This is a genomic window from Moorena sp. SIO4G3 (genome assembly GCF_010692305.1).
GTDB classification, from domain to species: Bacteria; Cyanobacteriota; Cyanobacteriia; order Cyanobacteriales; family Coleofasciculaceae; genus Moorena; species Moorena producens_A.
The window spans coordinates 1-12,771 of the sequence record NZ_JAAHIG010000044.1 but is presented as its reverse complement, the minus strand read 5'-3'; the positions used below and the strand labels follow the sequence as shown (position 1 = coordinate 12,771).

13 protein-coding genes are annotated in these 12,771 nt (G+C 44.5%); 2 read left to right on the top strand and 11 right to left on the bottom strand.

Annotated elements, in window-relative coordinates:
• Window positions 1–337 precede the first annotated feature (337 nt).
• The 10 genes from F6J99_RS11180 to nuoH all read right to left on the bottom strand — a co-directional run bounded on the left by F6J99_RS11180 (window position 338) and on the right by nuoH (window position 9,293).
• Window positions 338–1,339, bottom strand: a complete 1,002-nt coding sequence (locus tag F6J99_RS11180) for an N-acetylmuramoyl-L-alanine amidase-like domain-containing protein (protein ID WP_293112988.1) — start codon at window positions 1,337–1,339, stop codon at window positions 338–340.
• Between the two features lie 73 nt (window positions 1,340–1,412).
• A complete protein-coding gene (locus tag F6J99_RS11175; protein WP_293112987.1) occupies window positions 1,413–1,637 on the bottom strand; it encodes a hypothetical protein in 225 nt (74 codons plus the stop codon).
• Between the two features lie 158 nt (window positions 1,638–1,795).
• Entirely contained in the window at window positions 1,796–2,398 is a 603-nt protein-coding gene (leuD, locus tag F6J99_RS11170; protein ID WP_293112986.1) for a 3-isopropylmalate dehydratase small subunit, read from the bottom strand.
• An 11-nt stretch (window positions 2,399–2,409) separates the two neighbouring features.
• Entirely contained in the window at window positions 2,410–3,816 is a 1,407-nt protein-coding gene (gene leuC / locus F6J99_RS11165; protein ID WP_293112985.1) for a 3-isopropylmalate dehydratase large subunit, read from the bottom strand.
• A 141-nt stretch (window positions 3,817–3,957) separates the two neighbouring features.
• Entirely contained in the window at window positions 3,958–4,650 is a 693-nt protein-coding gene (locus F6J99_RS11160; protein WP_293112984.1) for a rhomboid family intramembrane serine protease, read from the bottom strand.
• 177 nt (window positions 4,651–4,827) lie between these two features.
• Window positions 4,828–5,619 (bottom strand): putative hydro-lyase, encoded by a 792-nt coding sequence (locus tag F6J99_RS11155; protein WP_293112983.1) that lies wholly within the window; start codon window positions 5,617–5,619, stop codon window positions 4,828–4,830.
• A 388-nt stretch (window positions 5,620–6,007) separates the two neighbouring features.
• Window positions 6,008–6,319: an NADH-quinone oxidoreductase subunit NuoK gene (gene nuoK / locus F6J99_RS11150; protein ID WP_071103186.1), complete on the bottom strand. Its 312-nt coding sequence runs from the start codon at window positions 6,317–6,319 to the stop codon at window positions 6,008–6,010.
• Window positions 6,320–6,441: 122 nt separating this feature from the next.
• On the bottom strand, window positions 6,442–7,056 hold the full coding sequence (locus F6J99_RS11145; RefSeq protein WP_293112982.1) for an NADH-quinone oxidoreductase subunit J: 615 nt from the start codon (window positions 7,054–7,056) through the stop codon (window positions 6,442–6,444).
• 335 nt (window positions 7,057–7,391) lie between these two features.
• Window positions 7,392–7,997, bottom strand: a complete 606-nt coding sequence (ndhI, locus tag F6J99_RS11140; RefSeq protein WP_293112981.1) for an NAD(P)H-quinone oxidoreductase subunit I — start codon at window positions 7,995–7,997, stop codon at window positions 7,392–7,394.
• A gap of 177 nt (window positions 7,998–8,174) precedes the next feature.
• Window positions 8,175–9,293, bottom strand: coding sequence for an NADH-quinone oxidoreductase subunit NuoH (nuoH, locus tag F6J99_RS11135; protein ID WP_071103183.1), 1,119 nt, complete (start codon window positions 9,291–9,293; stop codon window positions 8,175–8,177).
• Between the two features lie 287 nt (window positions 9,294–9,580).
• Here nuoH and F6J99_RS11130 point away from each other — a divergent pair, with 287 nt between their 5' ends.
• Both F6J99_RS11130 and F6J99_RS11125 read left to right on the top strand, forming a co-directional pair.
• Window positions 9,581–9,718: a hypothetical protein gene (locus F6J99_RS11130; RefSeq protein WP_158517058.1), complete on the top strand. Its 138-nt coding sequence runs from the start codon at window positions 9,581–9,583 to the stop codon at window positions 9,716–9,718.
• Window positions 9,719–9,993: 275 nt separating this feature from the next.
• A complete protein-coding gene (locus tag F6J99_RS11125; RefSeq protein ID WP_293112980.1) occupies window positions 9,994–11,886 on the top strand; it encodes a bifunctional serine/threonine-protein kinase/formylglycine-generating enzyme family protein in 1,893 nt (630 codons plus the stop codon).
• Between the two features lie 155 nt (window positions 11,887–12,041).
• On the opposite strand, the gene purD is transcribed toward F6J99_RS11125, so the two are convergent.
• Window positions 12,042–12,771 (bottom strand): phosphoribosylamine--glycine ligase (purD, locus tag F6J99_RS11120; protein WP_293112979.1); only part of this gene is annotated, 730 nt, incomplete at its 5' end.

Here is a 12,771-nt window from a genome sequence, read left to right as displayed (position 1 = left end):
ATAATCTGGTTTTATTAAAGCCCCCTAAATCCCCCGAGCGAGCAATCCCTCGCTCGGGGGACTTGTCTTGATGCAGTCGCTCATGGGGGAAACCACGGCAGTCGCTCATGGGGGGAACCCCCAAGACCGCGCTGCCTCCCCAAGACCGCGCTGCATCGCTTGAACGTCTTATTCCCCCCAAAATTGGGGGGCTAGGGGGGCAAAACCATACCCATAATCAGCAACGCCGTATTTTCAGTTGGCTGCTTAATTTAGATTTTGGAGTGCTTATGGTGCAAGGATTTGAGGCTAGATTGCCCCTGGTGAAAGTTTCGCTAGTTTTATCGGAAAACCTGGATCAAAAACTTGGATCAACAGGTCGAGCAACTACAATCCCAAGGGAATGTCTAACATGTCTGGCATACCGTTGTAAATCACGGGCAATGGTGACTCTACCAGCAGGTGATGCATGAATAAAACCGATATTCCCGTCAGCAGTACGATACACTAACCCAGTGTGGGTGACATCTAGACCAGGAATAGTAGTAGCAATGCCAATGATATCCCCTGGTTGCAGTTGATTGTAGGCTTTCCTAATCTGATCATGGGGAATGAAATTAACAGTTGTCTGCTTCAGATTAGCTTCCATGGCTACAATACACTGGTAATTTGACTCATACCTGACCAAAGATGGGTACTTACCCCTGTGTTTACTCATGTAGTTAAGGGTTTTCTGGCGGGATACTCCTCCTAACTCTAGCGCTATGTTTTTAACTGTGCCCCTTCTCTGATTGTCATCAATCCATTGAGAGAAATAGTGTAATCGGCTGCAATAGCCATTGAGATTACCATCCCCATAACGCTGGTCACGAAGGTGATTGACAAAGGTCTGCTGAGAATAATCCTTTACGGCTATCCCTCGCGCTAGGGCTAGAATGGTTTCGACAAACAGGACGCAGTCAAATTTATTGAGAGTGATAACTAGGGTTTCTTGGCTAGCTTGGTCTAATAAGTGAGCTTTGTAGCTTGCGCCCAGAAATTGCTGTGCGATCGCTTGCATGATCTCTGGGAGCGGACGCTCAGACAAGTGGTTTGCGATCGTATACTCCATCACCTGGTCGAAACGCTTTTTATCGGCTGGGTCACTAATTTCTGGTAGGGGAAATTGGGCTATCATCAGTGACTCAGCCCTATCCTTTAATGATTCGGATATAGTGCTAGTAATTAATTTGCTAGTAATTAATCGTTTATGGCCTAGTTGACGAGATTCCGACTCAACAGTAGCTTGAGATACTAAACCAGAAGCCACACAACAGGTGAGTATATACAAAACCGCAGCTAGACTCAAGCTTTTTTTCATTCTTCAACCTACAAACCTAACCTAAACCGAACGCCAAGGGAGAACCACTTTTGATCTGTTAACCCATATCTATTCACTGGTCACTGTTAACTATTTCACTGGCAACTTTAGAATCCACAAAATTATTTTCCTGTTCAACGTTTGCCAATTCTTCTTCTAACACTTGAATCGCGCCAGCGATGCGCAGCAACGTTTGCTTGACATTAGCTTGCTTAGTTTCTAATTCAGCCAAAACTTTTTGACCAGATTCGTACTCAGCTTTGAGTTGTTGAAGACGTTTCTCTAGTTGTTCTTTCATTGTTTAGATATTCTGCTTTAGAGGCTTGTGACTGGCTAGGAACTAATTTAACATTTGTATAATAGTTGACATCACTTGAGTTTATACAACAATAGATCAAAATGTTGTGATCTATTCTCAAGTGATGTCTAGTTAACCAGCTACTAGTTAATCGGCTACTAGGAAACAACTCCCCAATCCATATAAGGCAACCTAGCCGCTGTCGCCCGAACCGCTTCTACTTGACCAACCAGTTGTCCACAAGTATCCCAAGTCCCAGTCAGCAGCATGTTTCTTGGTCCATCGTCCATAAACACAGAAGCCTGCAACTCACCACAATAGACTTGCATCTCTTCCAAATCCAAGGTCATCGGGATTTCAGGATTCTGATGGAGGCTTGTTTGTAATTGCTTCACGGTTTCTGAGTCAGCTGTGACACAGGGAAGCCCCATCGCCAAGCAGTTACCAAAAAAGATTTCGGCAAAACTTTCTCCGACAATACCTTGAATGCCCCATCTTGCGATCGCTTGAGGGGCATGTTCCCGTGAAGATCCACAGCCAAAGTTACCATTTACTACTAAAACCGTTGCACCTTGATACTGGGGTTGGTCAAAGGGATGTTGTCCATTAGCTTGAGCGCGGTCATCAACAAAAACCTGTTGTCCGAGACCATCAAAGGTCACACAGCGCAAAAATCGAGCTGGGATAATCCGGTCGGTGTCGATATCATTCCCTACTACAGGAATTCCTGTTCCGGTAATCATCTTTACTTCACTACTCATCAGACCTGCTCCTATACCATCAACTCCCGAACATCAGCCACTGCCCCTTTAACCGCTGCGGCTACAACCATTGCTGGACTCATCAACAACGTCCGTCCTGTGGAAGACCCCTGACGACCTTTAAAATTACGGTTAGAAGAGGAAGCACTAATCTGACTCCCTTGGAGTTTGTCCGGATTCATTGCCAAACACATCGAGCATCCGGGCTCTCGCCACTCAAACCCAGCCTCCACAAAGACTTGATCGAGTCCTTCTGCTTCCGCTTCTTGCTTGACCCGTTCCGAACCTGGAACCACAAAGGCTTTGACTCCCTCAGCCACATGATGACCTTGAGCAAATTTAGCCGCTTCTCGCAGGTCAGTCAGTCTACCATTGGTGCAGCTACCGATAAAACACACATCCACCTTTGTGCCTTGAATCTCTGTGCCTGGAGTTAGCTGCATGTACTCATAGGCTTGTTGTGCGATCGCTCTTTCCGTTTCTGGCAAATTCTCCGGTATCGGAATAGTTTCATTAACCGCAATTCCTTGACCTGGTGTAATCCCCCAGGTCACTGTAGGCGCAATGTCTGCCGCTTCAAATTTAACCACATCATCATACACGGCATCGTCATCGGACCGGATACTGTTCCACCAAGCTACCGCCTGATCCCAATCTGCACCTTTGGGAGCAAAATCTTTCCCCTTAAGATAGTCAAAGGTTACCTGATCCGGGTTAATATAGCCACACCGAGCGCCCCCCTCGATGGACATATTACACACAGTCATCCGTCCTTCCATTGACATCTGTTCAAAGGTAGTACCAGCATATTCATAGGCATAGCCAACGCCACCTTTGACCCCTAATTTACGGATGATGTGTAAGATCACATCTTTCGGGTAAACGCCTGGGGGTAAACTACCATTCACCTCAATTTTGCGAACCTTAAGCTTAGACAATGCCAAGGTTTGGGAAGCTAAGACATCACGGACTTGAGAGGTACCAATTCCAAATGCGATCGCACCAAACGCACCATGAGTCGAAGTATGGGAATCCCCGCAAGCCACCGTCATGCCTGGCTGAGTCAATCCCTGTTCCGGAGCAATCACATGGACAATGCCCTGATTCCCAGAGCCGATATTATAAAATCGAATCCCAAACTCCTTACTACTGTTTTCCAACGCTTGCATCATCTCCTCTGCCAAGACATCAGCAAACGGACGACCTTGGTTTTCCGTCGGAACAATATGGTCTACCGTTGCCACAGTTCGTTCCGGAAACAGCACCTTCAATCCCCGTTCCCGCAGCATCGCAAAGGCTTGGGGACTAGTAACTTCATGAATTAAGTGTAAACCAATAAATAGTTGAGTCTGACCCGAAGGCAACGTGCCAACACTATGTAAATCCCAAACTTTGTCAAACAGTGTTCTCGCGCTCATTTAGAAAAGGCTTCTTACCTGGAATCCAAGACAGGGGTAATGTATTTTATCCCCAGATTCTACATTTTATTCTAAAATATGTTATTTTCAACACATATTTGACAATCTTGCTAAAAAAATTAACAGCGTCCCCACCAATCACTAATCATCAAATAAACCTAAGATTGGACCAAGGATAGCTCCGAACACAAATCCACCAGCATGAGCCCAGTAAGCAATTCCTCCCCCCTCCATTCCCACTTGAGCCTGGGCTCCCAGACTAGCTATGCCATTAAACGCTTGCTGTAGAAACCAAAACCCTAGATAAAATACAGCTGGTATCCTAGCTACGAAAAATATGAAAAATAGGGGCACTAGAGTCAGGATTTTAGCATTAGGAAACCTGAGAATATAGGCACCCATCACTCCAGCAATTGCTCCACTAGCTCCTAAAGCAGGGATAGGAGATAGAGCTGAAAAAAACCATTGGGCTAACGCGGCTAAAGCCCCACAAGTGAGATAAAAAATTAAGAACCTTATCCCCCCAAGTTTTTCTTCAATGTTGTTACCAAAAATCCACAAAAATAACATATTGGAGCCAACATGAAGAAAGCCAGCATGGAGAAATTGGGATGTGATGAGAGTCAAGGGTTCTGGCACAGGCTGGCCCACTGGAAAACCCTCGAAGCTAGCGGTTAACTCCTGAGGTACCACAGCATAAAGCCTAAAAAACGTGTCGAGTTCTAGTTTATTTAAGCTAAGTTCATAGATAAAGACTAAAATATTAATAACAATCAGAAGGATAGTAATATATGGCGTGATTGTGATTGGGTTTTCGTCTCTTAGGGGTACCATAAGTCGTTTTTATTTTATGAGTTCACCGAAATAGTCACACCAGATTCTCAAGCCAATTTACAAAATTAACTAATCTTTGAGTTTTTGCTAAGCAGTCAGTTTTAAACCCCCGTCTATGATCACACTTTTCTCAAGTTAACTAAAAATCAGCAGTATTCTGATTATAGAACTGACAGTTTAGGGAACGACTAAAGAATCATCTTGAATATCCGTGATCAACATATGTCCTGGAGCGTGGGTAATTGCTATTTCTGGTTTTGCTTGACCAAGGGCAATTTGAGTGGTCACACCACAAGCCCAAAATACTGGAATTTCCTCCTCCTCAATTGTAACAGCATCCCCAAAATCAGGAGAATTGAGGTTAGAAATGCCAATCAAACCCGGTTCTCCTAGATGAACCGGTGCGCCATGGGCTTTCGGATAACGACTGGTAATCTTCACCGCTTGAATCGCTTCATCCGCCGATAAAGGACGCATTGAGACGACCAAGGAACTGGAAAAAACTCCTGCGGACAAGCAAGAAAGGCTAGTTGTATACATCGGAACATTTTTGCCTTCTTCGATATGTCTAACAGGTAAACCAGCTTTCAACAGAGCCGATTCAAAGGAAAACGAGCAACCAATTACAAAAGCCACAAAATCATCGCGCCAATATCCCCTGATATCTGTTACCTCCTCTACCAGTTCACCGTGACGGAAAATATGATAACGTGGTAAATCGGTTCTCAAGTCAGAGCCAGGAGCAACTATCCGGGCTTCATATTGTCCTACATCAGTCACATCTAATAAAGGACAAGGCTTTGGATTGCGATGGCAAAATAGCAGAAAGTCGAAGGCTACAGACTTGGGTAATACGACTAAATTGGCTTGGACATATCCTGATCCTACACCGGGGGTAGGTGTGTTAAATTCGCCCAAGCGACATAGATGACGGATCTGGGCTGGTGTTAAGGATGAGTCCAGTGACATCAGTTAAGATTTAGAATAAGATGTGGAATACTTTTAGCCAAAGTTATTGTAGAAATCTTTAGGTCAATGTGATGTTGATTCTTGGATAGGACTTACGCAGCTGAAACGGAAAATCAAGGTTGTAGCCAATAGGGAACTTCCGATCAGGGAAGGGGAAATAGAGAATTACACACATTTTACAAGTCTGGGTGCGTAAGTCCGCTGAGATAGCAATCCAATTTGATTGGTGAACTAGAATAGGTCAGCTGATTGATGAATGCTAGATTTTGGCGTTGCTGATCTAAGGAATAATATCAAGTCTAGTTGGGTCAGTTACCAGTTACCACTTACCACTTACCCTCAATCATTCCATAATTTAGCAACGCCCTATGTTTAGCTTTTGTTGAATCTACCACTTCAGCAGATTAAATTGTTCCATATCCACCGTATCCCGATTACGATATATCGACAGCACAATAGCTAAACCCACCGCCGCTTCTGCAGCTGCTACGGTAATTACAAACACAGTAAAAACTTGACCCTTAATCCCTGCTGAGTCTAGAAAATTAGAGAACCCCATTAAATTCAGGTTCACCGCATTCAGCATTAGCTCAATGGACATCAGCACCCGCACGGCATTGCGGCTAGTCACTAGACCATAAATACCGATGCAAAACAAAGCCGCAGCAAGCAGTAAAAAGTATTGGAGTTGAAGTTCCATAAATTATGATGTTTTATGTAGGTAATAGTAGCTTTTCAATGGGTAATTAATGGTTGGTTTTTGCTCCTTGCTCGTTGACAGTCAACCTTCAACCAAACACTAACAAACACTAAACTGTTGTCTTATTTAGAATCACCTGGGACAGAAGCAAGCTCCCGAGGACGCTCAGGTAATGTCAAAGCTGTAGCAATTTCCTGATCTCTCGACACCAATTCCTCAGGAATATAATCCCGACGAGCTATGATAATTGCCCCTACCATTGCCATTAACAAAAGTACAGAAGCTAGCTCAAACGGCAATAAAAAGTCACTGAAAAAATGCTGACCAATCTCCACAGCAGTATTAGTAACAACCATAGCTGGATCAATTTCGACTGACCATGGCGTTACCAAAACCATTGTACTCAGAAGAGCAAACAAACCAATACAGACTATAGCCGTTGACCCAGTGCGCACCCAGCGCTTAGTCATTGGTGTAAAATCCTCTCGCTTATTCACCAACATGATGGCAAATAAAATTAGGACATTGACCGCCCCAACATAGATTAATATCTGTGCTGCTGCCACGAAGTCAGCATTTAGGAGAATATACAATCCAGAAATACCGATGAAAACACCAGCCAGTAAAAACGCTGAGTATACAATGTTGGAAAGAAGGACAACCCCTAAAGCCGCCCCAATCATCATCACCGATAGTATGGCAACAGAAATTAACTGAACCCCTTGGGCTAGATTCATGTTTAACTTATCTCCTCGTGATATATTTTTTGCTAATCGTGATTAGTGATAAGTCATTGGTCACAGTCAACAGTCACTAGTTAAGCGCCACTAGTTAACAGTTAGTATTAACTATTTAGATAGTTAACCTTGGCCCATAGCCCACGGGAGCGTTTCCAACCTACCCTTCACCGAACGCCAAAGGCGAAAAACCTTGGCCCATAGCCCACGGCAGCGCTTTCAACTAGGAGCTTGAACATTCAACATTCAAGCCTTAACCTTTAACCATTAACTGTCAACCTTGGCCAATAGGCCACGCGATCGCGTTTAAGCTTGAAAAGACCAATGACTAAGAACTAACTCTTAAGGTCTTCTTCCTTTGATTCCATTTGCTCGAGAATTTCCTCTGGACGCATACCAGCCCGTTGAGAACCTGCTGGCAAATCATGAGGATCCATAACCCCTTTTGGTAGATAAGCCAATTCCCGTAGAGGAGTTACCATCGGGTCTTGGGTAACTTTATAGGGCAGGCGTCCCAGAGCCACATTATCATAGTTCAACTCATGACGGTCGTAGGTAGAAATTTCATACTCTTCCGTCGCTGATAGACAGTTAGTGGGGCAGTATTCAATGCAGTTAGCACAGAAAATACAAACTCCGAAATCTATACTGTAGTGCTTGAGATTTTTCTTCTTAGTAGCTTTATCAAATTCGTAATCTACCACTGGCAAGTTAATCGGACAAACCCGCACACAAACTTCGCAGGCAATACACTTATCAAATTCAAAATGAATCCGACCGCGATAGCGCTCAGAGGGGATTAGTTTTTCGTAAGGGTATTGTACTGTAATTGGACGCCGTTGCATGTGATCAAAAGTCACCGATATCCCTTGACCAATGTAGCGAGCAGCTTGCACAGTTTCTTTAGCGTAGTCGCCAACCTGTTTGAGGAACTTTAGCATAATATTTTAGTGTCTCTCTCTTGATTCTAGTCCTGAGCTCTGATTTGTGATTTATATCTTTTTTTTTCAATTATACCCTGTCCGTTTGACTACTTCTTATTAGTATGGATTTATCCTTATTTTTGACTTTTTTTCAATAAAAAAGTAGCAATTAAACGGACTTGATATAACTAGTAACTAACCACCAAATGCAATTGGGAATGCCAATTTAAGAGCAGCAGTTAATAGAAGATTTACCAAAGCTACTGGTAGTAGAAACTTCCACCCTAAGTTAAGCAATTGGTCAATCCGAACCCGAGGCAGTGTCCAGCGTAACAGAATAGCTGTAAAGATCAGGAAGTAAGCCTTTAGCAGGGTCATGGTAATCCCTAAAGAAGCAGTAATCACCTGCAACCAGGAACTGGTTTCACTCACCCCTAGCCAGCCGGCGAGTTTATCCAGAGGAATGGGGAACTCCCACCCACCCAGATAGAGCACTGCTACGAGCAAGGCAGACAACACGAGATTGACGTAGGAACCAACATAGAACAAACCAAATTTCATCCCGGCGTATTCTGTCTGATAACCAGCCACCAGTTCTTCTTCTGCTTCGGGTAAGTCAAAGGGGAGTCGCTCGCATTCTGCCAAGGCCGAAATCCAAAAAATTAGGAAACCTACTGGTTGACGCCAGACATTCCAACCGAGAATGCCGTATCCGGATTGCTGATCAACGATGTCAATGGTGCTGAGGCTGTTGGACATCATGACAACAGCTAGAACCGCTAATGCTAGAGGAATCTCGTAGCTGATAGACTGAGCTGCAGCTCTTAAGCCTCCGAGTAAGGAATACTTATTATTAGAGGCGTAGCCAGACATTAACAAACCAATCGGTTGAATGCTCGACAAAGCAATCCACAGGAATATCCCTGTGCCCACATTGGTAATTACCAAGTTTTGTCCAAACGGTACAATTAGGTAGGAGATAAATACAGGCAGTACAACCAGGATTGGTCCGAGGGTGAATAATAAAGAATCAGATTTGGCTGGAATAACATCTTCTTTGAAGACCAGTTTGATGCCATCTGCTACAGGCTGGAGTACCCCTAGAGGTCCAGCGTATTCTGGACCAATGCGCTGTTGAGCAGCAGCAGAAATTTTTCGTTCTAACCAGACCACTACCAAAACCCCTACGGTGGCAACGGTAATCATTAGAAATAGGGGTAATGGCATCCAAATGGCTTTAGCTGCACCAGCGGGGATGCCTAGATCACTCAGCGATTGAATAAAACTGCTTTGGAGGTCAATTCCTGGATTCATATTTTCCCATGAAGGTTATCATTGAGACCATCGATACCGCTGGTATCAGTGGGTATAAGTTTCTTTATGAAGATTTTTTGAGAACTTCAGTGTCTAGTATATACTTGAGAGCTGAATTTCTCCCCATCACCCAATCACTCCTTGTCTATCCTAGATCTAAAGCATTGCTAGGATAGCTCTATCGCTATTGTTTTTCTATATAGGGTTCATCACCAATTGGATGGGAGTGCGATCGCACTGTTATAGATATCACTGTATAGATCGCGATAGATCGCGCTTTTCCTGGGATGTTAGAACCGCAGGTGCTGGTTTCCCGGCATCGAGCTGCGGACAATCTAGTCTGTAGACTTGCCTATAAGTATCTTGCCCATAGCTATCTTGCCCATAGCTATCTGTTCGTGGCAGTATTCATGACCAACGATTAAGTTGTAATATTTAGGCTAATATTTAGACTTGCTATAGCAGTTTTCAATTTGGTGAGGTACATAATTCCTGGTTTTAGGGAACAGGGAAAAAATCCTGTGTACCTGATTAGGCTAAAAACCACTGTGTAACCCTTAACTATACTAAAAGCGATTGGCCGTAAGCCACGCTACGCGATGCTCGGTACGAGCCGCTACGCGAACGCATTCTACTTCAAACTTATACTTAACAAACTTAAAGCTAAACTTTCAAGTAGATCGACCCATCTTTGACCCCAATGAGCCTGTGCATAAATCCTGGGTGTACTCAGCCCCGTAACCCTGATACAGACCTATTCTGCTCAAGCTGCGGTTCTGAGTTATTGCTGGCGGGACGTTATCGGGTCAGCCGATTACTCGGAGAAGGTGGCTTTGGACGAATCTATGAGGTGACTCACAAGGGAATTCCCAAGGTTCTCAAAATTTTGATTAACGATGAACCCAAAGCTGTGGAACTTTTTGAGCAAGAAGCCAGAGTTCTGAGTCAGCTCAATCATCCAGGTATTCCTAAAGCAGAGGAAAATTTTACCTTCTTTCCCAGAAACCACCAAACCCCCCTATACTGTTTGGTCATGGAAAAAATCTCTGGGCTTAATTTAGAGGAGTATCAAGAAAAACGAGGAAATCGCCCAATTGATGAAAAATTAGCCTTGGATTGGTTATTTCAAATCGTTGATATTCTCCAAGCAGTTCATCAGGAAAACTTTTTCCATCGAGATATCAAACCTTCTAATATTATTTTGCGTCCAGATGGACAACTAGTATTAATTGATTTTGGCACAGCGCGCCAAGTTACCGAAACCTATATTATAAAACAATCTGCTGGGAATGTTACCAGTATGATTTCCCCTGGGTATACTCCCCTAGAACAAATCCATGGTCAAGCAGTACCCCAATCGGATTTCTACGCCCTAGGACGGACATTTGTTTATTTGCTGACAGGGCAAGAACCCTCAAATTTGTATGATGCTGGTAATGATATCTTAATGTGGCGACCCCATGCACCACAAATTTCTTCGGAGTTAGGGGATTTTCTGGATAGTCTGATGGTGCGAGTTTATCAACGTCCTAAGGATACTCAGGTTCTTTGGGAAAAGTTACAAGCAATAAACTCCGAACTTAATCCTCCACGGCCATCCCAGAAACCAGATGATTCTACTGTTAATAGACCGCCATCAAATCACGTGGGGGGGTTTGGCAGTTTAGGAATAGCTGTAGCTGGATTTTTTAACCAATTTCAAAACTCTGACCCCTCATCTGTCATGGGAGTAATCTTAAAATCCTTTGACTTCGATGTGGTAACTCTAGATAAATACGGTGACATTGTAAAGCGCCGCTGTCACCAAGCCAAATATTTCACAGAAGACTTAGGCAATGGTTTAGGGCTAGATATGGTGTACATCCCTGGAGGAAGATTCCTGATGGGTTCACCAGAAACTGAGAAGGGACATAGCGATGATGAAAGTCCACAGCATTGGGTCAGAGTCTCTCCCTGCTTCATGGGAAAGTTTACGGTTACCCAGGCTCAGTGGCGCGCTGTAGCCACCTTATTCCAAGTCTCCCCTTCCCTAAACCCCCAGCCCTCCAACTTCAAAGGCGATACTCTGCCAGTGGAAAAGGTGTCTTGGTATGAGGCGATGAAATTTTGTGCTATATTATCTAAGCTGACTGGACGAAACTATCGGCTTCCGAGTGAGGCGGAATGGGAATATGCCTGTAGGGCTGGTACCAGTACCCCATTCCACTTTGGTGAAACTATTACCACCGATGTCGCCAATTACGATGGCAACTGTAGATACAGCTCTGAGCCAGAAGGGGTATATCGAAAACAAACTACTGGTGTAGGTAGCTTTGGTGTAGCCAATTCCTTTGGTTTGTATGACATGCATGGGAATGTTTGGGAGTGGTGTAGTGACCATTGGTACCCAAACTACCTAAGCGCTCCGGTTGATGGTAGTGCTTGGCTCAATAGTATTAATGAGTATGATCATCATTCCAGGCTTTTACGTGGTGGTTCCTGGGATATCATTCCTGGGATATGCCGCTCGGCTTGCCGCTTCAGCTATATCCCAGCAGACGATATCGACGTCAACATTGGTTTTCGGGTAGTGTGCGATATTAGTATGCCTTAATGGGTTGAGCATGGGTAATAGCCGTTGAGGAAGTGTTGCTGGTCTGGTGTTGGTGGTATCAATGGCAGCAATAACTCAGCAATAACTCTGGAATGCGATTGGCCGTAGGCCACGCCAAAGGCGAACGCTAGCCAACGCCCTTCGGGCTAATCGCATCAATCAACATCCTGCAAAACCCGATAACCAATATCCCGACGGTAATACATCCCTTCAAACTGGATACAATCCATAGCGCTATAAGCAACTGATAAAGCTTGCGCTATTGTTTCACCGGTGCCGGTAACCCCCAAAACCCGACCACCACTGGTAACTAGCTCCTGCTGCTTCAAGGTAGTACCAGCACTGCAAACTACTGCTCCGTGTTGCTCAGCTTGTTCGATACCAGTAATTACCTTACCCTTTTCGTAAGCTCCCGGATACCCCTTCGAGGCAGCAATCACACAAGCCGCAGCCCCTTGCTTCCAGGTAATAGTTGGTAATTGCGCCAGTCGCTGTTGGGTACAAGCCAGAAGCACTTGATCTAGGGGAGTTTCTAGCAAGGGTAGGATAGCTTGAGTTTCTGGATCCCCAAAGCGACAATTAAATTCCAGAACCGTTGGGTTTCCTTCTGGAGTAATCATCAATCCTGCATAGAGAACCCCCCGATAATCAATTCCCCTGACCTTTAAAGCCTCAAGGGTAGGATTAAGAATTTCCTTTTCAATCCGTGTGCTTAGCTCTGGGGTAACAATCGGTGCAGGAGCATAAGCTCCCATCCCTCCGGTATTCGGACCGGTATCCCCTTCCCCAATTCGCTTATGGTCCTGAGCTGGTAGTAAGGGACGAACCGTCAAGCCATCGGTAACAGCCAAAACCGAAACTTCTTGACCGGTGACACACTCTTCA

Coding starts and splice junctions, on each gene's coding strand:
- F6J99_RS11155 (WP_293112983.1), bottom strand. CDS start 5,619: ATGTCACTGGACTCATCCTTAACACCAGCCCAGATCCGTCATCTATGT.
- F6J99_RS11160 (WP_293112984.1), bottom strand. CDS start 4,650: ATGGTACCCCTAAGAGACGAAAACCCAATCACAATCACGCCATATATT.
- F6J99_RS11125 (WP_293112980.1), top strand. CDS start 9,994: ATGAGCCTGTGCATAAATCCTGGGTGTACTCAGCCCCGTAACCCTGAT.
- F6J99_RS11130 (WP_158517058.1), top strand. CDS start 9,581: ATGTTAGAACCGCAGGTGCTGGTTTCCCGGCATCGAGCTGCGGACAAT.
- nuoK (WP_071103186.1), bottom strand. CDS start 6,319: ATGGAACTTCAACTCCAATACTTTTTACTGCTTGCTGCGGCTTTGTTT.
- ndhI (WP_293112981.1), bottom strand. CDS start 7,997: ATGCTAAAGTTCCTCAAACAGGTTGGCGACTACGCTAAAGAAACTGTG.
- nuoH (WP_071103183.1), bottom strand. CDS start 9,293: ATGAATCCAGGAATTGACCTCCAAAGCAGTTTTATTCAATCGCTGAGT.
- F6J99_RS11145 (WP_293112982.1), bottom strand. CDS start 7,056: ATGAATCTAGCCCAAGGGGTTCAGTTAATTTCTGTTGCCATACTATCG.
- F6J99_RS11175 (WP_293112987.1), bottom strand. CDS start 1,637: ATGAAAGAACAACTAGAGAAACGTCTTCAACAACTCAAAGCTGAGTAC.
- F6J99_RS11180 (WP_293112988.1), bottom strand. CDS start 1,339: ATGAAAAAAAGCTTGAGTCTAGCTGCGGTTTTGTATATACTCACCTGT.
- leuC (WP_293112985.1), bottom strand. CDS start 3,816: ATGAGCGCGAGAACACTGTTTGACAAAGTTTGGGATTTACATAGTGTT.
- leuD (WP_293112986.1), bottom strand. CDS start 2,398: ATGAGTAGTGAAGTAAAGATGATTACCGGAACAGGAATTCCTGTAGTA.